This window comes from Streptococcus huangxiaojuni (assembly GCF_040930515.1).
GTDB classification, from domain to species: domain Bacteria; phylum Bacillota; class Bacilli; order Lactobacillales; family Streptococcaceae; genus Streptococcus; species Streptococcus huangxiaojuni.
Genome location: NZ_JBFQEG010000001.1, coordinates 62,083 through 83,074, shown reverse-complemented (window position 1 = coordinate 83,074; position 20,992 = coordinate 62,083). Strand labels below are relative to the sequence as shown.

Sequence of the window (20,992 nt, the reverse complement as noted above, 5' to 3'; positions counted from 1 at the left end):
CTCCATTAAAGAGCACCTACCATTTGCTTTTTAAAGAAACCTTTTCAGCTCTGCAGCCCTTATCCAACCATTCTTTTTTTAAGCCCAAAAATGGTCGGTCGAACCTCAGGCAGACTATACAATTCACAAAAAGTCGGAACCAAACTGGCAGACTTTGCTGGCGGACCCAGTCCCACGAGTCTTGATATTGACCCATTTCAGTTCTCTTTCATTACTGCCATACTGTTCCTTGCTTCTTCAAGGACTTCCATAACGATTAGGCTGTGCTCCAACTGCTCACGCGCAAAGGTCAAATCCCCTTCCGCAATAACTTTGATAAACTGTTTAAACTCGCTGTACATACGGTGCGGATGGTGATTGTTATTTTTTTCCTGAGGACTGCTCTTATGATAGCTTAACGTTAAACTTGGGAGAGTATTGGTTGCACCATTAACGACTAAAGCGCCTTTATTGCCTTGAAGAGTGGTCCGAATCTCGGATTCAGAATCTTTGGCGCCAATGCAAACAGCCTTAGTACCATCATAATCTAAAATCAAAATACCGGATGTATCGATCCCCCGCTCAATATTAGGATAATAATGGACCGCTGTTGGCTTGCCAAGCAGACCGACAACAAAATGGATATTATAGATGTTAATATCCATAAGAGCTCCGCCCCCTTTTTCCCGGTCAAAAGCCGGCAGGACCGTCCCTTGTTTAAAGGCATCATAACGCGATGAATACTGAGAGTAGTTGCATTCAACCAGCTTTAAATCTCCCAAGGTCGGCAGCGTTTCTTTAATATAAGCATAATTGCCTAAATATTGGTTAGTAATGGCTTCCAGCAATATAAGCCCTTTTTCTTCCGCTAAGACTTTTAAATGTCTTAATTCATCTGCTTTAAGGGTAAAAGGTTTCTCACAAATCACATTTTTCCCGGCCTCTAAAGCCAATTTACTGAAGCGGTAGTGCAAATGATTGGGGACAGCGATGTAAACCGTATCTGAACTATCTTTGGCAAAGGCCTCTTCAGCATCAGTATAACAGTATCTAAAACCATATTCCGCCTTCATGGCCTGCAGTGTCTCCCAACTGCGCTTTGTTCCAACCAGTGATTCCAGCTGAAGCTCAGGCAAATCCGTTATAATACTCAAAAAATCAGAAACAATCATCCCTGAACCAACAATCGTTAAACGCATCAACTATCTCCTTTCACAAGATACAACGGGCGTATAAAAATCCGTATGAAAATAGGGGATGACAAGCGATGCTCGCATCACGATGACAGCCATCTTTTTCACTAGGATTTTAGCCCATGTTCAATTTACAAGATACAAAGAGCGTTTAAAGCTCACAGCAAAAATAGGAGCCTGACCGCCGAGTCACTAAAGACTCTAGGGAAGGCTGTCTTTTTTGCAAAGAGCTTAGCCCGTGTTCAATTTCACAAGATACAACGGGCGTTAAAAATGCAAAGTAAAAATGACGGTAAGTCCGAAATCTTCGATTTCGCAGACGCAAGCCTGCTAAAATACAGAGGTCTATTGATATTTTACTCTTTTTTAAAACTTTAAAATGCTCACTAGACCTTGCGGGAGTGAAATCAGCCAGCGAATGACTTCGATCCGAACCTAGAAATAGAAAGTGACTGTTTGAAGTGCTGTCCCACTCTCAGATGTCCGCAGCCACAAGCCAGTGCAACAGGAAGCTCCTGCTGCATGCCCTCTCACTCCACAGTTTTTAGATCGTATTTTAAAACTTTTTGTGTTACTTATAGTGTATCATTTTATAGGAAAAAGGACAGCTCTTTTAAAGAGTATTTAAGTTGCTGCTTGACAACTAAAGAAGAACTTAAATAAGTAAATAAACTGCTATAATCCTATAAATATTGCTTGAGGCCGGGGAACCCCGGCCTCATTTTATAACTGAATATACAAGGATACCAAAACAAAAACAACATTCCTGATTTCTGTCTTGCTCGCCCATTATCCTAATGCAACATCCATTACCATCATGATAACAAAACCGGCCATCAGACCAAGTGTCGCAATATCTGTATTGCCGTTGGTCTGCGACTCAGGGATTAGTTCCTCCACTACGACAAAAATCATAGCTCCTGCTGCAAAAGCTAAAGCATAAGGAATAATCTGAAGCATAATCATGACCAGAGCAGCACCAAGTACAGCACCGATCGGCTCAACTATAGCAGACATAGAACCCATATAAAAGGCATGAGCGCGTGAACTGCCATCGGCTCTGATAGGAATAGAAAGTGCTGCTCCCTCAGGAATATTTTGCAGACCAATTCCAATCGCCAAACCGATAGCTCCGACTAAACCGGCTACGGTCATATTCCCTGATGCCAAAGCCCCAAAAGTAACCCCCACAGCCAATCCTTCCGGAAAATTGTGAATCGTTATAGCCAAAAAAAGCAGGGCAGTTTTGGATAATTTTTTCTTAGGCTGAATCCCTTCAGCATCGTCAACATCCTTGCCTAAATGCAGATGCGGAACAATAGCATCAATTAAGCGAAGACCAAGACCGCCCAGTATAAAACCGACAGTTGCAGGAAACCAAGCCCAGCCGCCATAGTCTGCTTCTGCATATTCGATTGATGGAGCCAAAAGAGACCAAAAGGAGGCTGCAATCATAACGCCGGCCGCAAACCCCATCATAACATCCAAAAGTTTTCGACTGATATTCCTAAAGAAAAGCACCACACCTGAACCAAGGATTGTACAGCCCCAAGTAAACAAACCAGCCAAAAGCGCCAACCAGATCACATTCTGTGACATCATCCACTCAATCATCTCATCACTCTCTTTCATAAGATACAAAGGCCGTTAAAAAAATCCGTATGAAAATAGGGGATGGCAAGTGATGCTGGCATCACGCTGGCAGCCATCTTTTTCACTAGGATTTTAGGCCGTGTTCAGTTCAAATAAGATACAAAGCCCGTAAAAAGAGCAAAGCAAAAAGGCGGTAAGCCAGAAATCTTCGATTTCGTCGGCGCACCTCTGCCAGGACGACTAGAAGGCTGCGGTCGGCCGCTAGGACGATAAAGCCTTCAGACGGATACGGCTAGCGGTAACTAGGTAACTATACAGATTCCCAGTCCCCTCACTTTCCCTTTTCTAGGTTCGGGCTGAAATCATCCACTGGATGATTTCACTGCACAGCTCTTAGGGCGTGTTCAATTCACCAAGATACAAAGCCCGTTAAGAACGCAAAAGGAAAATAGGGGACTGACTGACGAATCGCCAGATTCTAAGTCAGGACATCTTTTTCCCGCAGCGTTTAGGGCGTGTTCAGTTCCAACAAGATACAAAGCCCGTTAAAAGAGCACCGCAAAAAGGCGGTAAGCCAGAAATCTTTGATTTCGTCTGCGCACCCCTGCCAAGACGACTAGAAGGGTGCTGCAGGCTGTAAAGACTGCAAAGCCTTCAGACGGATACGGCTGGCGGTAAGCCAGAAATCTTTGATTTCGTCTGCACACCCCTGCAGCCAGTCAATCTCTAAACTTAATGCGGATTCACCTAGGTTGTATAGTTTAAAACGAATATCTGTTCCAGCTTCTATTTTCTAAACCCCTGCTCTTTTAAACCTGTTGTTTTTATCATATCACAAAATAAATTAAAATCAATTTAAGAAAAATATAAAAACAGCTTTGCTTCTCCGCCTGCTGACTTTTACAGCGATAGTTTAAAATTTCTGCTAACCCAGCACAGCGCGATTGGAAAAGACCTTTATTTGCTTTTTCCCAGAGATTAATTTTAAAAGTAAAAACATTTTGAACAGGCACTGCATTAAAAAAACCGAAAGCCTCGAGCACTTCCGGTCCCTTGTTACAACACAGCTCTTTTAAGCTGATAAAACTTTACGCCCTTTGCGGCGGCGGCTGGCAAGCACACGGCGGCCGTTTTTAGTCGCCATCCGATGGCGGAAACCGTGTTTCCGCTGACGGCGGATTTTACTTGGTTGATAAGTACGTTTCACGTTTAAGAATACCTCCTCATAGATTTTCGTATTCGTTTAGCCGGCTATTGTGATATCAGTTACTAAACATACTAACCTATTTTATAATAAAGCGCCGACCCTGTCAAGATTTACTGAACTTTTATTGAACGAAAGAAAATATAGAGAAACTGATGCAGGATTTCAAGGAAAGCATATTCCGAACTCACTTGCACTTCCTACTGCTTTTTGCCCCAACAACTTAATGCGTGTTTTATCGCTTATAAGCGACCACAACATAGCGGTTGGGGTCATTGCCTTCTGAATAGCTCTCGACACCTTCAATTTTAGTAATCGTTTTATGAACGATTTTTCGCTCACTGTTACTCATTGGGTCCATGGTATAACTGCGGCCTGAATCCAGCACCCGTCTGGCAACCTTCTGTGTGAAGTCAATCAGCGTTTCGGTCCGATGTTCAATATAGTCATGGACATTCAGCGAAACAATGAAATTTTTTGAAAAGCGATCATACAGGAAATTCTGAGCTAAAAGCTGCAGCGATTTTAAAACTTTCCCATGATAACCGATGACACGGCCGGCTTCCGGTGTTTCAATCTGCAGATTAATCTGACGGCTCGTATGGCTAGTCTCAATAGTGGCATCAATATCCATCTCATAAATAATCTTTTTGACATAATCACTTACGCCAGCAACTGCCTGTTCAATATTACCACTTTGAGCTTCCACTTCAAACTCTGCTGCTACAAAGGCTGCAAAATCACTGTCCCTTTCTGCTGCTTCAGATAGTGAGCTGCTGACCGGAGCACTCTCTGCCGGACCATCTTCCAAAACACCTTCTTCCTTTTGAACTTCTCTTAAAAGTGTCTGCGGTGTTTTTTTAGTATCCAAGACCGTTTCCTTAAATTTGTCCCCAACAGCTTGACCGGCTTTTTCTTTTTTCTTTATCATGCCGCTGATTTTAGCCATTTCGAGGGCGTCCTCACGCTGTGAAGAGACAGGTTCATTTTGCCGATTAACAGCATCAGGCACCCCTTTGACCGCTCTTTGGTCAGCCTTATGCGCTGTCGTTTCAGCAATCCCTTCAATATCAACTTGAGCCGGTTTCTTTCCAAACCACAGAAATCCTTTTTTCTCACGTGCAATAACCTTGATATGTGCTTTCAAACGCGAGATTTGCAACTCTTCCAATCCTTTTTCAATAGCCTCTTCAACAGTTGAACCTGTGAAAATCACCATAACAACTCTCTCCTTCAACAAGATACAAAGCCCGTGAAAAGAGCAAAGCAAAAATAGGAGCCTGACCGCCGAGTCACTAAGACTCAAGGGAGGGCTATCTTTTTTGCACAGCTCTTAGGGCGTGTTCAATTCCAACAAGATACAAAGCCCGTGAAAAATCCGTATGAAAATAGGGGATAGCAAGTGATGCTAGCATCACGCTGACAGCCATCTTTTTCACTAGGATTTTAGGGCATGCTCGATTCCAACAAGATACAAAGGCCGTTAAAAGAGCAAAGCAAAAATAGGAGACTGGACGAAGAGCCACAAGGCTCTAGGACAGGCTATCTTTTTTGCACAGCTCTTAGGCCGTGTTCAATTAACAAGATACAAAGCCCGTGAAAAATCCGTATGAAAATAGGGGATGGCAAGTGATGCTAGCATCACGCTGACAGCCATCTTTTTCACTAGGATTTTAGGGCGTGTACCTTTATTTTCTTTGCTTTCTTGCTTTTTTTCTGGCGCGGCGCATTTTTGCCTGACGCTCTTTAGCTTCCTGTTCAGCCTGCTGCCGGGCTGCAATAATCTTAAAAGGATTATTGAGCAGGAGAATCTGAACAACCTGAAAAGCATTAGAGACTGTCCAATAAAGGACAATCCCGCTGGCTAATCGGAAGCCCATAAAGAAAATCAAGGCCGGCAGCAAATAGGTCATGACTGTCATTGCAAAATTGGCCTCCTTAGCCGCCTTATTTGTCAGCCAAGAAGAAAGGAAAGTAAAGACGGCAGCCAGAACCGCAAGAATAAAATACGGATCGGGCTGTGACAGCTCCAGCCATAAAAATCGCCCAGTACGCAAAAAAGCAACACGTGTCAGTGCCTGATAGAGGGCAATCATAACCGGCATTTGAATGGCCAGCGGAATAAAGCTGGCATAAGGATTAACACCATATTTTTTATAGAGAGCCTGGCTTTCCTCGGCCAATTTCATCCGGCTCCCGCTGTCTCTCCCAGAATACTGGGCCTGCAAAGCTTTTAACTCGGGCTGAAGATCCTGCATTTTTTGCCCGGACTTGATTTGCATATTATATAAAGGCATCATCAGGGCACGGATAATAATGGTAAAGAGAACAATCCCCAGCCCGATGGATCCGCCGAACGACAGCCACCTGATGGCTTGAGCAAAAAAATAAACAAGCTGATCCCATCCATTGCCGGATGAAGCACTGACCTCACTGCGGCTGCAGGCAGACAAAAATAAAAGACCGCCGACAGCTAACCCTGATAACTTAATTTTTCTTTTCACTATCTGAACCTTCCTGATATAATTTAGCAAGTTTAAGAACATGCCGCAAATTTTTCTTTATCTCATGATAATCCAAAGATTCCACTCCTTTTCTGGCAATTACAACAAAATCATCAGAAGCCAGATGGCTTTGAAACTCCATAAGCGCATGCCGGATTTTACGCTTAACCGCATTACGGATAACCGCCTTGCCGATTTTTTTACCGACAGAAATTCCGGCTCTAAAGTGCTGCTGCTGCTTTGCTAAACGGTAGACAACAAACCGCCTGTTAGCAACATTTTCCCCATGGTCAAAAATGGCTTGAAAATCTTTGTCGCTCTTGACACGATAGGTCTTCTTCAAAACACAACTCCAAACATCTAAATTATTACTATTATACCACAAAATAGAAAAAAGCCTCAACCCTTGGTATTTTGGCTTTCTATACTTATGATTTCAAATCGTCTTTGGCTTGTTTTATCTGCTCTTTAACCTGCTCAAAACCTGTCCCCCCAAGCGACTGCCTCCTCTCAACTGCTGTGCGGGAGCGGAGAGCTTGGTAAATATCCTCTTCAATTAAATCAGATAATTCCTGATAGCGTTCCAAAGGGACATCCTGCAGGTAATATCCGCCTTTCGTACACTCTAAAACCAACTTGCCGACAAGAGCGTGGGCCTCACGAAAGGGCAGACCTTTGCTGGCCAGATAGTCGGCAAGCTCAGTTGCATTGGAAAAATCTTTTTCCGTTGCCTGAGACATTTCTTCCTTGTGGACAGTCATTGTATCAAGCATGCCGGCTAAAATATCCAGAGCAACTGTTATGGTTTCTGCTGTATCAAACATCCCCTCTTTATCTTCCTGCAAATCTTTATTGTAAGCTAGAGGAAGAGATTTCATAACGGTCAGCAGGCTGAGCAGATTTCCATAAACTCGGCCCGATTTCCCGCGAATCAATTCCGCCATATCGGGATTTTTTTTCTGCGGCATGATGGACGATCCGGTTGAAAAAGTGTCAGACAAACTGATAAAATGGAATTCATGAGAACACCAGCTGATCAGCTCTTCACACAAACGGCTCATATGCATCATCAAAATACTGGCATTAGCCAGAAATTCTAAAATAAAATCGCGGTCCGATACTGCATCAAGCGAGTTGCTGTAAGGCTTAGCTAAACCGAGCAAATCTGCTGTCCGCTCACGGTCAATAGGGAAGGTTGTCCCAGCAAGAGCAGCCGCTCCTAAGGGAGAGAGGTCCGTATGTTCAAAATTGAAATCAAAACGCTCGCTGTCCCTTGTAAACATACTATAGTAGGCCAGCAGATGGTGACCGAAAGAAACAGGCTGAGCATGCTGCAAGTGAGTGTAGCCTGGCATAATGGTATAAGTATGCTCTTGGGCAAGATCAAGCAGCACCTGGCGCAAATGGTCCAATTTTTCCAGCACTTCTTTTAATTTCGCTTTCAGATACAGATGCATATCTGTCGCGACCTGATCATTCCGTGAGCGCGCCGTATGAAGCTTTCCTGCCACAGGCCCAATCTCAGCCGTCAGGAGGGCCTCGATATTCATGTGAATATCCTCATTGTCCACAGTAAACACCAACTGTCCGTCTTCATACTGCTTAAGTAGTTTTTCAAGGCCGGCTTTGATGGCAGCAGCCTCTTCTGCTGCAATAATTCCCGTCTCACCCAGCATAGTGACATGGGCGAGCGATCCCTGAATATCGTATTTAGCCATTTTTTGGTCAAAACTGATTGACGCTCCAAATGCCTCAACCCAGTCCTCAAGGCTGGCTTCAAAACGGCCGCCCCAAAGTTTTTCTTTTTTTGTCATGATGATTCCTCTATTTATAAGAAAAAGTAAACCTGAACCGCAGCAGGTTTCCCTTGTCTCTTTTTCTTGTTTTGATTTCAGATAAACTAATATTTCAAAACGGCAACACCCTTCTAGTCGTCCTGGCAGGGGGCGTCTGCGAAATCAAAGATTTCGGACTTACCGTCAGCCGTAAACGTCTAAAAGCTTTGTCGTCCTAGTAGCCGACCGCACCTTTCTAGCCGTTCTGGCAGGGGGGCGCAGACGAAATCAGAGATTTCTGGCTTACCGCCTTTTTGCTTTGCTCTTTTAAGGGTTTTTATTTCTTATGAAAATGGGGCGGGAGATGGTACTCCCGACCCTTGGTTTGTCTCACCGGACACTATTCTTAAAGGCCAGCTCTCAGACCGGCTTTATCTAAGCTCGTTGTGGCTCACTGGGCACATTGACGAGAAAGTCTGCTATATAAGAAAAGAGGGGGTTCAGATGCGCCTCACAGGACACTTTTATCTGAAATATTCCGGCACTTTTCTTTAGTCATTCTCAGGTGTATTGTTTTGAGCCTGCTCTTGTACCTGAGCGTTGACTTTTGTCGGCAGCCCCCAAAGTTTGATGAACCCGACAGCACTGTCCTGATCAAAGGTATCGGCGCTAGTATAAGTAGCCAGATTCTCATCATAAAGGGAGTTAGGAGACTTGCGGGCAACCACTTTTGCGCTGCCTTTATAAAGTTTAACTTTAGCTGTACCGTTAACGTTTTTTTGGCTCTCTTTAATATAGGCCAAAATCGCATCGGTGGCTGGGCTGAACCAGAGCGCATTGTAAATCAGATTAGCCAGCTCATTCTCAAGAATAGGTTTAAAATGAGCGACTTCCCGTACCAAAGTCAAATCTTCAATCTCTTTATGGGCGGCTAACAGTGTTACTGCACCTGGGCATTCGTAAATCTCTCTTGATTTAATACCAACCAGACGGTTCTCAACATGGTCAATCCGTCCTATTCCGTGTTTACCGGCGAGCTCATTTAATTTTTGAATTAAATCAGCCAGCTTCATTTTCTGCCCGTCAAGAGCAACAGGGGTTCCTTTTTGAAACTCAATTTCAATATAATCCGCCTTGTCCGGAGCTTCTTCTACAGCGCTTGTAATACCAAAGGCATCTTCCGGCGCCTCGTTCCATGGGTTTTCAAGAATACCACATTCATTGGCACGTCCCCATAAATTCTGGTCAACTGAATAAGGATTGTCCAAATCCGCCGGAACCGGAACACCGTGGGCTTTAGCATATTCAATTTCTTCCTCACGCGACCACTTCCACTCACGAACCGGTGCGATAACTTTGAGATTCGGATCAAGCGCAGCGATAGCGACCTCAAACCGAACCTGGTCATTTCCCTTACCGGTACAGCCGTGAGCAATCGTCCTAGCATTTGTTTTATGGGCAATTTCTACCAGCTTCTTAGCAATAATCGGACGGCTGAGCGCTGAAACCAAAGGGTACTTCTGCTCATAGTAGGCATGAGCCCAAAGAGCAGGAAGAACATAGTCTTGGGCAAATTCATCCTTAACATCGAGGACATAAGATTCAACAGCTCCGACTTTTAAGGCTTTATCATGAATAAAATCAAGATCTTTGCCTTCACCGACATCCATGCAAACAGCAATCACATCATAGTCTTTTTTAAGCCAAGTGATGGCAACTGATGTATCTAGACCGCCGGAATAGGCTAAAATGACTTTTTCTTTAGACATATTGTATCTCTTTTCTTATATTTATTAGCTATGTGTCCATGATAATGTATATTTATTCTTTTGTCAACCCTTTTTATGTATATTTTTTAAAAAAATGTATTTTTATTCCAAAAAATCGACAAATCTCACAGAATCGAGGTTTGATTTCTGACTGCCCTGCGGAATTGTCTGAAGACTATACAAAAAAGCCGGGAGCTCCGGCTGATATTTATGTCTCTAGACTCATAAAACAACTGTTACCTAAAAATGCAAAAACTCCCCTAGGCAGATTGCTTTTATCGAAAATTGGATTAACCATTATCTTATGAAATTTTTTAACTATAGTTTCCCAAGACAATTTCTGATGGGGGCTAACTTCAACTCAGAATTTAGTAAAATAATTCATTCAAGTGATTTTGTCATAGTCTCTTCCAATCCTAGTAAAAACTTTTTTCTTTCAAGGCCTCCTCCGTAGCCTCCCAATTTACCAGATGAACTGATGACTCGATGACAGGGAATGATGATAGCAATTTGATTCGCACCATTTGCATTTCCAACCGCTCTTACCTTATGAACATCACCTAATTCTAAAGCTAAGTCTTTGTAATTTTTGGTTTTTCCAACTGGAATTTCTTGTAACAGTTTCCAAACAGAAACTTGAAAAGGCGTCCCAGTTAAACACAATGGTACAGTAAATGAAGAATTTTTACCCGCAAAATACTCTTCAACCTCTCTTGATGTTTGTTTTAGAATAGAATTATTTCCCGCAATTATCCTAGCATTAAGTTTGAGGCGTAACTTTTCTATCTCTTTCTCAAGCCCGCGTCTATCTTCAAATTCTAGAAGGTACAGACCATTGTCATCAGCTATTGCAATCATACGTCCAAGAGGTGTAGAAACAAAGTCTGCAATAAGCAAATGAATTTCCATTTTTTTAACAGGATTCCCCATAATACTCGTAAAGGCATCATTGAATCCACTAGCTGATTGATAACCCGTAGCTAATTGCTGATCGATAACCTTTGCGCCTTCTGCTATCTTTTTGAAAGCAATCCCCATACGACGAGAACGAGCATATTGAACAAATGTCATATTATAGTATTTCTTAAATTGTCGTCTAGCTGTTGCTGAATGCATACCTAATTTTTGAAAATCCTTTTCCCTCCAATGTTTTTCCGGTTCTTTTTCAACAGCTGTTACGAGTTGCTGTACTTCGTCTGGGATGGTTCTGGGATAAGAAAGGGGGGAACAGATTTTACAAGGACGGAACCCCGCCAAGAGCGCCTCTTCAGCAGTTTTATAAAACTCACAATTCTCAAATTTTGGTTTTTTAGCACGGCAACTTGCATGACAAAATATCCCTGTTGTAGTAATTGCTGCAAAAAATATACCATCAAATTCAGAGTTCTTCTCCACCAAGGCTTTGTAATACTGTTTTTTTAATTCTTTATCTGTAATCATTTTTATCCTCCAAAATCATATTACTCCTAATTTCTGTTTTTTTCTTTCGAAATTTGAACAAGTATTTTAAAAAAGCGATAAGGAAGACTCCCCATTTGTCAAATTAAGTTTATCTTGCAGCTCCTAACACTATCAAAATCAGGAAAAGCTGGATTATGAGTTTCCTCTTCACCCTCATTGTCAAGAAAAATAATTAAGTATGACTTCCAAAAAGTCTTTAGAATTCTCATCCTTGATGCTCAAAGCTGTCCGACTATCTTCTAACTCAAAAAACGATACTTTCAATGCCAATCATGTCGTAAAGTGATGGTTTCCAAGACACATTGGTAAACAAGAGTCACCAGATTTCTCACCCTGTCTGGCAAAAATCACTCAGCTCTTGACTGAAAACATGGCTAATACCGCTAGAAGATTTCACATCTCCGTGTCAACGCAGCGAAAACCATCCCAGTTTACTTTCAAAGAGGATTAATGCTAAATTGAAAACTACTAGTAAACTTATCAAGGAGATCAAGCGGGCTGCTTTTGGCTTTAGATATCTTCGCAACTCCAAAACCGAGATTCTCATCACCTTAAACATCACAAAAGAGAGAACCAATTTGATTCTCTCTTGGGTTTAGACTCTGTCAGCCACTTCAGTTGACAAAGAGTCTTTTTGTTTTTACGATATCTTTTCCAGCATTTTCTCAATATGATTAATAGCCTTGTCCCGGCCCAACAGGAAAATGGTATCCGGCAGTTCCGGTCCGTGCATTTCCCCTGAAACTGCAATACGAATCGGCATAAAAAGATTTTTCCCTTTGATGCCTGTTTCTTTTTGAACCGCTTTAATTTGCGGAAAGATATTTTCTGCAGTAAAGTCCTCATCACTCATGGCCTCCAATTTTGACTTAAAGGCTTTCAGGACTGTCGGTACTGTTTCCCCGGACATAAATTCACGTTCTGTGTCAGTTAACTCCGGAAAATCGGCGAAAAATAAGTCTGTTAAAGGCAGGATTTCGTCTGCTGACTTCAACTGCGGCTGATAAAGAGCCACTAATTTTTCAGCCTTGTCTGTCAGGCGGCCGGCTGACTCAAGAAAAGGTCTGCACAGGCCAAAGACTCTATCAAAGTCCGCATTTTTGAGGTATTCATTGCTCAGCCAGTCCAACTTCTTTTGGTCAAAAGCAGCTGGAGATTTACTGAGACGCTTTTCATCAAAAAGGTCGATCAATTCCTGACGAGAGAAAATTTCATTTTCACCACCCGGATTCCAGCCCAACAGAGCGATAAAATTAAAGATCGCTTCCGGTAAATACCCTTTTTTACGGTAATCTTCGATAAACTGCAGGGTGTTGGTATCACGTTTAGAGAGCTTCTTGCCGGTTTCAGCGTTAATAATCAAGGTCATATGCCCAAAATTCGGCGCCTGCCAGCCTAAGGCTTCATAAACCATCAGTTGTTTAGGAGTATTAGCGATATGATCGTCCCCGCGGATGACATGCGAAATCTCCATAAGATGATCATCAACAACAACTGCAAAATTGTAAGTTGGATAACCGTCTTTCTTTTGAATGACCCAGTCTCCGCCGATGTTGGCTCCTGTAAACTCAATCTCTCCTTTGACCATGTCATTCCACTTATAGACACCGGTCTCATTGACAGCTAAGCGAACAGTCGGCAGGACACCGGCAGCTTTGCGCTCTGCGGTATAGGCAGCCTTTTCTTCATCAGACATACCCAGATATTCATTAACATAGCGCGGTGTTTCGCCGGCTGCTTCTTGGCGTTCGCGCTCTGCAGCCAGTTCTTCTTCAGTGACATATGATTCGTAAGCTAAGCCCTTTGCCAGCAGCTCCTTAATGTAGCCTTGGTAAATCTCCAGACGTTCTGACTGCCGGTAGGGGCCGTAAGTACCTGGTTCTGCCGGACTTTCGTCCCAGTCGATTCCCAGCCAGCGAAGATTCTCCAGCTGTGAGCGTTCTCCGTCTTCCACATGACGTTTACGGTCAGTATCCTCAATTCTGATAATGAAGTCTCCGCCGTAATGACGGGCATAAAGGTAGTTAAAGAGCGCTGTCCGCGCATTGCCGATATGCAGTAATCCGGTAGGGCTTGGGGCGTAGCGCACCCTTATTTTCTGAGCCATCTTTCTCTCCTGTCCTTTTTTCAATCGTTTTTATTATAGCACAAATTAAACACATAACAAGGAGATTGTTCTGAGAAAACAGCAGAAAAAATCTAAAGTGCCCCGCTATTTTCCGCTTCACTGCGTCTGATAAAATCTGCTGCAGTGTCTATAACTGCAAAAGTTTGTAAAGCAGCCAGAAAACTCAGCTGAACATCAGATGCATCTATTTTTTGATTTTTATAGAAGAGATCTTTAGTTGCTGTCGCATCACTGATCACTATAGGCTGATAGCCCTTTTCTTTAGCTGCTCTGACCGTTGAATCAACACACATGTGGGTCATCATGCCAGCTATAACCAGCTGACCGACTTCCAAAGCTTGTAATTTGTCATCTAATCCAGTCCCCAAAAAGCTATTTGGGAAATGCTTGGTAATAACAAGAGCCTCCTTTTGCAGATTTAAACTCGGATGCAGTTCAGCACCTTCACTGTTTTCAGCAAAAAAATCAGCGTCCTCATTCTTTTTAATATGCTGAATATAGAGAATTGGCAAATTTCTTTTTAAAAATAAGGTCTCTAGCCTATTGATCTGAATCAAAGCCTCTTCAGGTCTAACCAATTCACATTTCCCAAGATGAAAATAATCCTTTTGAACATCAATAATTAATAACGCCTGCCTAGTCATAATACTAGCTCCCTTCTAAAAGTCAAAGCTGCCTGATTGTGTCCAATACCTTTTTATATGGTATGATTAAGTATAGAACTTTTGTAAGTTAATGGCCATCACTTAATGAAAAACAATCAGTTCTTTTCATTTCACTGTGAAAGGATATATAAAATGGATAATATTGATAAAGAGATTCTCAGTCTGTTAAAAACAAACGGACGTTTAACAAACAAAGAAATCGGACAGCTCGTTCATCTAACCGGTCAGGCAGTCGGCAATCGTATCAGTAAACTTCAGGAAAATGGGACAATCATGCATTTTACGACCGCTATTTCTTATTCCTTCCAGCAATATATTATGGTTTATATGGACAGCAATCAGTTCAGCCGTTTTGAACAGTTTGCTACAGCTTATGAAGAAATTGATGAATTCTATAAAGTTTCCGGACACGCCTGCTATTTAATAAAAGCCCACTTTAATGAAGCTGACTTAAAAGCTTTTTTAGAACGATTGACATACTGGGGGCGTTACAATGTCGAAAATATCCTGCAGCAGATAAAATAAAGGAATTGTTGCTGTAGAAAATTACCTCAGCAGCTGATTTTTTGTAAATCCAACTGCTGATAGCACTTTTACACAAATAAAACAAAGCTGAGAAATTTGTCTCAGCTTTGTTTTATTGGGATTGCATATGCTCTAATAGCTCAGAAAAGAGGGAGCCCTTTCAAACAGTTGTTTTACAGCTGGGCCATCTACAGACATGTCAAGTCTGTTCCACCAAAAATTAAAAGAGCAAGGAAAATCAATGTCTTTGGCATCACGGTTTTCATCTCGCTCGTTACTGGGTATTTTATCCTGCAGCTTATTACAAGAAGCTGTCTAAGAGCGATGATTTGCCGCCGCCATCACCGCCGCCAGTAATAATATGACTGCCGATAACGTTAGCAAAGGTTTCGATATTTAAACTTTGTACATAAATCTCACCAGTTCCGCGGAAGGAATTGACAATCCCTTCGCCGGTTCCGATAGACTGCAGAAAACCGTTCTCTAAGTGAATATCATACTGCAATTCACGGCTCCAGGCTACAACATGAGCATTATCGATTGTGATTTCTTCTCCTTGGAGTTCTATTCTTTTAATCGAGCCAAAGGCATTAGCTAAAAGCGTCCCTTCTCCTTCAGTTGTCATGACAAAAAGACCGCCCTGTCCTCCGAAAAAGGCACGTCCGACTGACTGTCGTTCCATCTTGTACTGAGCAGAGCCATCCAAAGCTAAGAAGGCGCCATCATTCAGGCGATACTGCCTGCTTCCCAGTTCAAGCGCAATAACCTGACCGGGAACAGACGGGGCTAAAGCCAGCCTGCCATCATCAGCATTTGAGACTGCTTGGGTAATAAAAGCAGACTCCCCGGAAGTCATTGAACGGCCAATCGCTCCCACCAGTTTTCCCAGCCCAGAACCACGGGCATTGAGCCTTGTATTGAGAGTGACGCTGGGCGTATGATAAACCATACTGCCGCGCTGAATATAAGCTGTCTCTCCCGCTTCCAAAGCAATTTCAACCAAGGGAAACTGCATGTTGCTGTCAATAGTAAATTTCATCCGATTATCTGCCATTATTCGCCTCCTGTGCTTTTTGTATTATTATTTTAATACAGATGATAACAGGTCTTTCGGTATCTGTCAAGTATCACAGGGCATGGGCTGGTATTTTTTATCTAGCGCTGCTATATCAAGCCTTAATCTCTGTCATTCGGCCGGTATCTACATCATAAACCGCTCCGGAAATAGTAATATCAGCCGGAATCAAAGGCGACTGACGCAGCAGGACCATATCTTCCCGCACACTGTCAGCGACATCGCTAAAAGGCAAAAAGTCCCAATCGCCAGCATCTACTCCCAAATCCCGCTGCAGCTGCTGGGCAAAAGCAGTATTGGTAAAAGTTTGTGCACCGCAGTCAGTATGATGCAGCACCACAATCTCTTCTGTCCCCAGTTGCTGCTGAGAAATAACCAAGGAGCGAATCACATCTTCTGTCACCCGTCCGCCGGCATTCCGTAAAATGTGAGCATCCCCCAGTGCTAATCCCAAGGCCTGGGCAACGTGAAGACGGGCATCCATACAGGTGACAATCGCAACCTTGGTTTTTGGTTTCATCGGTAAGTGGGCTGTCCCATGCAGGTCAGCATAAGCTTGGTTGGTTTTTAAAAAGTTGTCAAAATAAGACACTGTCGTCCTCCCTATCAGCAGCCGACCGGAAATTTTAACCGATCGGGCTGCAAAGTAAATCTTTTGTGGTTTAAGCAGGCTTGCCGGGAACCGCTTTACAGGCTGCATTCCCTGCCTGCCCAATGTCGTTTTATCAGCAGCTCAAAAACTTTTTGAGGGCTTTTAGGCAGAAAGGTAGTACTTTCTCCATCAGCCAAACACTTTTTTAAGAACTTCACTGACAGTTCTGACAGCGATGACCTGAATAGTCTCAGGTATTTCGACACCCTGCAGAGAGTTCTTAGGCACATAGACTTTGGTGAAGCCGAGCTTGGCGGCCTCTTTTATCCGCTGTTCAATGCGGTTAACCCGGCGGATTTCACCAGTCAGACCAATCTCGCCAATAAAAGCGGTTTTGGGATCTGTTGGCTCTTCCTTATAGCTTGAAGCCAGCGCTACCGCTACGGCTAAATCAATGGCCGGTTCATCTAATCTTACACCTCCGGCTGATTTTAGGTAGGCGTCCTGATTTTGGAGCAGAAGGCCGCAGCGTTTTTCCAAAACTGCCATAATCAGACTGACACGGTTGAAGTCAAGGCCAGTCGTTGTCCGCTTAGCATTGCCGAAAACACTGGGTGTAACCAAGGCCTGCAGCTCTGCAAGGATAGGCCGGCTTCCTTCTATAGTTACCACAATAGCAGAACCGGTAGCTCCATCCAAACGTTCTTCTAAAAAGACCTGACTGGGATTGAGAATTTCTGCCAAACCAGAAGCCCGCATTTCAAAAATACCGATTTCATTGGTTGAGCCAAAACGGTTTTTAACCGCCCGCAGGATACGGAAAGTATGATGACGTTCCCCTTCAAAATACAAGACAGTGTCAACCATATGCTCCAGCATGCGCGGGCCGGCTATGGTCCCTTCCTTGGTTACATGACCGACAATAAAAACTGCCATGTTATTCGTTTTAGCCAGCTGCATGAGCTCAGCTGTTACTTCCCGCACTTGACTGACAGATCCTTGGACACTTGAAATGTCAGGACTCATAATGGTTTGAATAGAGTCAATGATCAAGAAATCCGGCTGAAGCTTTTCAATTTCCGTCCGAATCAGCTGCATGTTGGTTTCAGCATAAAGGTAAAAGGCATTGTCAATATCTCCCAAACGTTCACTCCGCAGCTTTATCTGCTCGGCCGACTCTTCCCCTGAAACGTAGAGAACAGTTCCTTTATGAGCCAGCTGGGTTGAGACCTGCAAAAGCAAGGTCGATTTGCCAATACCGGGATCCCCTCCGATAAGAACCAAGCTTCCGGGTACAACACCTCCGCCCAAGACACGGTTGAATTCCCCCAGATCGGTTTGGATACGGCTGACCTTAATCGCAGCAATATCGGTCAGCTTAACCGGTTTTGTTTTCTCGCCTGTCAAGCTGACACGCGCATTTTTGACTTCAGCAGTCTCAATTTCCTCTACAAAAGAGGACCAGGCCGAACAGTTGGGACAGCGCCCCAGATATTTGGGAGAATTATAGCCGCATTCTTGACAGACAAAGGTTGTTCTTTTTTTAGCGATAGGTTCTTCCTCCTCTTTAATCAATTCTTACTTAAGAGCATTTATAAGCGGCAAAACAGGGCATTTCAGCAAACCGTTTCTTTTGCACTTTCCGCTTCGCCCCTGACTGTGCTTTAGTCTTTTTTATTTTCCGGTACTGCCGAAACCGCCTGTACGAATCCCGTCAGCCTTGTCTCCGTCAGCGACTAAAAAGGGCATAAAAATCCCTTGAACAAGCCGCTCTCCAGCCTCGATTACCACCGCTGTTTCGGTAATATTTTGCATTTGTGCAAAAATATGTCCCTCATTGGCAGGATTGTTGTAATAATCCCCATCAATAATACCGACAGAATTAATCAGCACCAAGCCCTTTTTTCTCGGATTTGAAGAGCGGTCATAGAGGCAGAGTACTTCGCCGGCCTGCATATAAGCCTTAACACCTGTCGGAACTAAAACAATTGCGCCGGGAGCAATTTCTGTTTGTTCTGCCGCTTTTAAATCATAGCCAGCAGCATGAGCAGTCTCACGCCTCGGCAGCAAACCCTCATCAGTAAAACCGGAAACCAGTTCAAAACCACGTATTTTAGACATCTTTTCCTTCCTTTCCTTCATTTTTATCTATTCGTTATTCTAACTATCTATCAGGAATGACCCCAAAGAGATAATAGGTGATAAAGACCGTCAAAGCCAGCAGAGCTATCTTCACCCAGATGATTGGGGCCAGCCAGACTGACAGACCCATCAGCAGATAAATTTGAACGATAATTTTCTTTTTGCGCTCTTTGGCGATGCTTTTGCTTTCAGCATAGTCCGCAACATAGAACTGATAAAGTTTGGTCTGTTTCAGCCATAACTCAAATTTTTTGGAACTGCGGGCAAAACAATAACCTGATAAAAGGAGAAAAGGGGTAGTCGGCAAAACCGGCAGAACAACACCGATAACTCCTAAAATAAGGCTCAGATAACCAGCAGCAATCAGCAGCATTTTTTTCATATAGCTATTCTACCATGTTTTTTTTGTTTTAGCACTGAGTTGACAGTATTTTTAGAAAACGTTATCATATTATAAGAAAATAAAAGTAGAAAAGAGGTTGCCCTATGAAACTTATTGGACTTGTTGGTACCAATTCAGCCCGTTCAACCAACCGCCAGCTTCTCCAATATATGCAAAAACACTTTGCGGATAAAGCGGCTATTGAACTGGTTGAAATTAAAGATATCCCTGTCTTCAATAAACCCGCTGACAGAAAAGTGCCAGATAGTGTCACCGAAATCGCCGCAAAAATTGAAGCGGCAGATGGTGTCATCATCGGCACACCTGAGTATGACCACTCCGTTCCTGCAGTTCTGATGAATGCGCTGGCTTGGCTGTCTTACGGCATTTTCCCGCTGCTGAACAAACCTGTTATGATTACAGGGGCGTCCTTTGGAACGCTGGGATCTTCCCGCGCACAGCTTCAGCTCCGGCAAATCCTAAATTCTCCCGAATTAAAAGCCAGTGTCCTTCCTGATGAGTTTTTGCTTTCTCATTCCTTACAGGCTTTCGATGCAGACAACAATCTGATCGATTTGGAAACCATTCAAAAATTAGATGCTATTTTTGATGATTTCCGTATCTTTGTCAAGATGATTTCTAAAATGTCAAATGCTCAGGCCTTACTGCGGAAAGAGGCCGAAAACTTTGACTGGGAAAGCTTATCATAAGGAGGAAAAACGATTATGAAATTTGTTGGAATTGTCGGCTCAAACGCCGACCAGTCCTATAACCGTATGCTCTTAGAATTCATTCGCCGCCATTTTAAACTGAAATTTGAACTGGAAGTGCTTGAAATCAAAGATGTCCCTATGTTTAATCAGGATGACGATCAGTCTGACAGCTTTGCTGTTCGCTATCTCTATAATAAAATTACCCGTGCAGACGGTGTTATTATCGCAACTCCCGAACATAATCACACGACCACTCCGGCTTTGAAAAGCACCCTTGAGTGGCTGTCCTTTAACTTGCATCCCTTTGAAAATAAGCCTGTTATGATTGTCGGAGCTTCCTACCACGATCAAGGGACATCGCGCGCTCAGGTTCACCTGCGCAAGATTCTTGATGCGCCAGGAGTCAATGCCTATACGCTTCCGGGCAATGAGTTTCTGCTGGGCAAGGCAAAAGAGGCTTTCGATGAAGAAGGCAATATTACTAATGAAAGCACGGTTGCTTTCCTTGAAACCTGCTTGGATAATTTCATAAAATATGTGGGAGTCGTGTCGCAATTGAAAAAACCAAAACCGATTGAACCGGAAGATTTAGACTGCGGAAAACCTATTGCAACAAGTATTACAGAAATTGACCCAGATGATCCGGAATGGCTGGAAAAGGCTTCCAAACTGGTAAACGCTGTCGAAGGAGATACCTATGTTAAACTCGACCAAGGTTTACTGACAGTTAACCAGCTTAATATGTTCTTAAATGCCATGCCTTTTGAGCTGACTTATGCCGATGATAATAATCAATTCCTATACTACAATAATGCACATCAGGATCCGGAAACCATGTTTGCCAAACGGGTTCCTGAGCAGGTTGGAAATCGCATGTCAACTGTTCACGGCTCTCTGTCGCCAGCTCGTATGAAAAATGTTGAATGGGTTATCGGCACACTGCGCAACGGCAATCAAGAATATGTCAGAACAATTGTTCCAGGTTCTCCGGACAGTGTCATTAACACCCACAACTATCAGGCTATGTATTATCCTGACGGGTCTTATGCTGGTATCAATGAAATTGTCTTTAACTTTAAACCTTGGCTGGATTGGTATCTTAAAGAAACCGGACAGCGTTTAGTGGGCGGACACAGTGCAGCCCCTGCTTCTCACGGAGCAGCAGATGCCACATCCGGAGCTTCAGACAGCGCAGGCAGTGCAGGGGCAGCTACCGATGCCGATTCAGGCGCATCAGCACACTGATTTTACCAAATAGAAGCTGTTTTATAAATTTAGAAGCTTTAAAAGCC

The 20,992-nt window shown here is 43.3% G+C and carries 19 protein-coding genes and 1 pseudogene; 4 read left to right on the top strand and 16 right to left on the bottom strand.

Annotation, left to right across the window (positions count from 1 at the left end):
* Positions 1 to 197: 197 nt before the first annotated feature.
* The 9 genes from AB3329_RS00410 to AB3329_RS00370 all read right to left on the bottom strand — a co-directional run bounded on the left by AB3329_RS00410 (position 198) and on the right by AB3329_RS00370 (position 11,457).
* A complete protein-coding gene (locus AB3329_RS00410; RefSeq protein ID WP_368393760.1) occupies positions 198 to 1,178 on the bottom strand; it encodes a Gfo/Idh/MocA family protein in 981 nt (326 codons plus the stop codon).
* A 783-nt stretch (positions 1,179 to 1,961) separates the two neighbouring features.
* Positions 1,962 to 2,786: a ZIP family metal transporter gene (locus tag AB3329_RS00405; RefSeq protein ID WP_368393759.1), complete on the bottom strand. Its 825-nt coding sequence runs from the start codon at positions 2,784 to 2,786 to the stop codon at positions 1,962 to 1,964.
* Positions 2,787 to 3,837: 1,051 nt separating this feature from the next.
* The gene (gene rpmH, locus AB3329_RS00400; RefSeq protein WP_003102296.1) at positions 3,838 to 3,972 is read right to left on the bottom strand and encodes a 50S ribosomal protein L34; all 135 of its coding nucleotides are present in this window, start codon (positions 3,970 to 3,972) and stop codon (positions 3,838 to 3,840) included.
* A gap of 232 nt (positions 3,973 to 4,204) precedes the next feature.
* Positions 4,205 to 5,188 (bottom strand): RNA-binding cell elongation regulator Jag/EloR, encoded by a 984-nt coding sequence (jag, locus tag AB3329_RS00395; RefSeq protein ID WP_368393758.1) that lies wholly within the window; start codon positions 5,186 to 5,188, stop codon positions 4,205 to 4,207.
* Between the two features lie 469 nt (positions 5,189 to 5,657).
* The gene (locus tag AB3329_RS00390; protein WP_368393757.1) at positions 5,658 to 6,473 is read right to left on the bottom strand and encodes a YidC/Oxa1 family membrane protein insertase; all 816 of its coding nucleotides are present in this window, start codon (positions 6,471 to 6,473) and stop codon (positions 5,658 to 5,660) included.
* Positions 6,457 to 6,816 carry a ribonuclease P protein component gene (gene rnpA, locus AB3329_RS00385; RefSeq protein WP_368393756.1) on the bottom strand — a complete coding sequence of 120 codons (360 nt, stop codon included), beginning with the start codon at positions 6,814 to 6,816 and terminating at the stop codon, positions 6,457 to 6,459. Before rnpA ends, AB3329_RS00390 begins: the two co-directional genes overlap by 17 nt.
* Before the next feature lie 85 nt (positions 6,817 to 6,901).
* Positions 6,902 to 8,287, bottom strand: a complete 1,386-nt coding sequence (gene argH, locus AB3329_RS00380) for an argininosuccinate lyase (protein ID WP_438272885.1) — start codon at positions 8,285 to 8,287, stop codon at positions 6,902 to 6,904.
* Between the two features lie 512 nt (positions 8,288 to 8,799).
* Positions 8,800 to 10,017 (bottom strand): argininosuccinate synthase, encoded by a 1,218-nt coding sequence (locus tag AB3329_RS00375; protein ID WP_368393755.1) that lies wholly within the window; start codon positions 10,015 to 10,017, stop codon positions 8,800 to 8,802.
* 381 nt (positions 10,018 to 10,398) lie between these two features.
* Complete coding sequence (locus tag AB3329_RS00370; protein ID WP_368393754.1) at positions 10,399 to 11,457, bottom strand: bifunctional transcriptional activator/DNA repair enzyme AdaA; 1,059 nt, start codon at positions 11,455 to 11,457, stop codon at positions 10,399 to 10,401.
* A gap of 470 nt (positions 11,458 to 11,927) precedes the next feature.
* Here AB3329_RS00370 and AB3329_RS00360 point away from each other — a divergent pair.
* Positions 11,928 to 12,077: pseudogene (locus AB3329_RS00360) on the top strand (ISL3 family transposase); the annotation flags it as partial.
* A gap of 41 nt (positions 12,078 to 12,118) precedes the next feature.
* Here the strand turns inward: AB3329_RS00360 and gltX are convergent.
* Both gltX and AB3329_RS00350 read right to left on the bottom strand, forming a co-directional pair.
* Positions 12,119 to 13,585 carry a glutamate--tRNA ligase gene (gltX, locus tag AB3329_RS00355; RefSeq protein ID WP_368393753.1) on the bottom strand — a complete coding sequence of 489 codons (1,467 nt, stop codon included), beginning with the start codon at positions 13,583 to 13,585 and terminating at the stop codon, positions 12,119 to 12,121.
* 92 nt (positions 13,586 to 13,677) lie between these two features.
* On the bottom strand, positions 13,678 to 14,250 hold the full coding sequence (locus AB3329_RS00350) for a cysteine hydrolase family protein (protein ID WP_368393752.1): 573 nt from the start codon (positions 14,248 to 14,250) through the stop codon (positions 13,678 to 13,680).
* Positions 14,251 to 14,403: 153 nt separating this feature from the next.
* On the opposite strand from AB3329_RS00350, the gene AB3329_RS00345 reads away from it, so the two are divergent.
* Positions 14,404 to 14,796, top strand: coding sequence for an Lrp/AsnC family transcriptional regulator (locus AB3329_RS00345; protein ID WP_368393751.1), 393 nt, complete (start codon positions 14,404 to 14,406; stop codon positions 14,794 to 14,796).
* A gap of 301 nt (positions 14,797 to 15,097) precedes the next feature.
* On the opposite strand, the gene AB3329_RS00340 is transcribed toward AB3329_RS00345, so the two are convergent.
* From AB3329_RS00340 to AB3329_RS00320, 5 genes are all read right to left on the bottom strand, one after another.
* Positions 15,098 to 15,850 carry a TIGR00266 family protein gene (locus tag AB3329_RS00340; protein WP_368393750.1) on the bottom strand — a complete coding sequence of 251 codons (753 nt, stop codon included), beginning with the start codon at positions 15,848 to 15,850 and terminating at the stop codon, positions 15,098 to 15,100.
* Positions 15,851 to 15,965: 115 nt separating this feature from the next.
* Complete coding sequence (locus AB3329_RS00335; protein WP_368393749.1) at positions 15,966 to 16,463, bottom strand: beta-class carbonic anhydrase; 498 nt, start codon at positions 16,461 to 16,463, stop codon at positions 15,966 to 15,968.
* Between the two features lie 189 nt (positions 16,464 to 16,652).
* On the bottom strand, positions 16,653 to 18,014 hold the full coding sequence (gene radA / locus AB3329_RS00330; protein ID WP_368393946.1) for a DNA repair protein RadA: 1,362 nt from the start codon (positions 18,012 to 18,014) through the stop codon (positions 16,653 to 16,655).
* Positions 18,015 to 18,137: 123 nt separating this feature from the next.
* A complete protein-coding gene (locus tag AB3329_RS00325; protein WP_368393748.1) occupies positions 18,138 to 18,584 on the bottom strand; it encodes a dUTP diphosphatase in 447 nt (148 codons plus the stop codon).
* Positions 18,585 to 18,627: 43 nt separating this feature from the next.
* Positions 18,628 to 18,987 carry a YbaN family protein gene (locus tag AB3329_RS00320; protein WP_368393747.1) on the bottom strand — a complete coding sequence of 120 codons (360 nt, stop codon included), beginning with the start codon at positions 18,985 to 18,987 and terminating at the stop codon, positions 18,628 to 18,630.
* Positions 18,988 to 19,091: 104 nt separating this feature from the next.
* Here AB3329_RS00320 and AB3329_RS00315 point away from each other — a divergent pair, with 104 nt between their 5' ends.
* On the top strand, positions 19,092 to 19,697 hold the full coding sequence (locus AB3329_RS00315) for an NADPH-dependent FMN reductase (protein WP_368393746.1): 606 nt from the start codon (positions 19,092 to 19,094) through the stop codon (positions 19,695 to 19,697).
* A 15-nt stretch (positions 19,698 to 19,712) separates the two neighbouring features.
* Complete coding sequence (locus AB3329_RS00310; protein ID WP_368393745.1) at positions 19,713 to 20,945, top strand: NAD(P)H-dependent oxidoreductase; 1,233 nt, start codon at positions 19,713 to 19,715, stop codon at positions 20,943 to 20,945.
* Positions 20,946 to 20,992: the final 47 nt, after the last annotated feature.

What these genes read in the sequence shown, in the direction of transcription:
- AB3329_RS00340 (WP_368393750.1), bottom strand. Translation starts at nt 15,850, where the DNA reads ATGGCAGATAATCGGATGAAATTTACTATTGACAGCAACATGCAGTTT.
- argH (WP_438272885.1), bottom strand. Translation starts at nt 8,287, where the DNA reads ATGACAAAAAAAGAAAAACTTTGGGGCGGCCGTTTTGAAGCCAGCCTT.
- AB3329_RS00320 (WP_368393747.1), bottom strand. Translation starts at nt 18,987, where the DNA reads ATGAAAAAAATGCTGCTGATTGCTGCTGGTTATCTGAGCCTTATTTTA.
- AB3329_RS00370 (WP_368393754.1), bottom strand. Translation starts at nt 11,457, where the DNA reads ATGATTACAGATAAAGAATTAAAAAAACAGTATTACAAAGCCTTGGTG.
- AB3329_RS00375 (WP_368393755.1), bottom strand. Translation starts at nt 10,017, where the DNA reads ATGTCTAAAGAAAAAGTCATTTTAGCCTATTCCGGCGGTCTAGATACA.
- AB3329_RS00350 (WP_368393752.1), bottom strand. Translation starts at nt 14,250, where the DNA reads ATGACTAGGCAGGCGTTATTAATTATTGATGTTCAAAAGGATTATTTT.
- AB3329_RS00405 (WP_368393759.1), bottom strand. Translation starts at nt 2,786, where the DNA reads ATGATTGAGTGGATGATGTCACAGAATGTGATCTGGTTGGCGCTTTTG.
- AB3329_RS00315 (WP_368393746.1), top strand. Translation starts at nt 19,092, where the DNA reads ATGAAACTTATTGGACTTGTTGGTACCAATTCAGCCCGTTCAACCAAC.
- AB3329_RS00345 (WP_368393751.1), top strand. Translation starts at nt 14,404, where the DNA reads ATGGATAATATTGATAAAGAGATTCTCAGTCTGTTAAAAACAAACGGA.
- AB3329_RS00310 (WP_368393745.1), top strand. Translation starts at nt 19,713, where the DNA reads ATGAAATTTGTTGGAATTGTCGGCTCAAACGCCGACCAGTCCTATAAC.
- jag (WP_368393758.1), bottom strand. Translation starts at nt 5,188, where the DNA reads ATGGTGATTTTCACAGGTTCAACTGTTGAAGAGGCTATTGAAAAAGGA.
- AB3329_RS00410 (WP_368393760.1), bottom strand. Translation starts at nt 1,178, where the DNA reads ATGCGTTTAACGATTGTTGGTTCAGGGATGATTGTTTCTGATTTTTTG.
- gltX (WP_368393753.1), bottom strand. Translation starts at nt 13,585, where the DNA reads ATGGCTCAGAAAATAAGGGTGCGCTACGCCCCAAGCCCTACCGGATTA.
- AB3329_RS00325 (WP_368393748.1), bottom strand. Translation starts at nt 18,584, where the DNA reads ATGTCTAAAATACGTGGTTTTGAACTGGTTTCCGGTTTTACTGATGAG.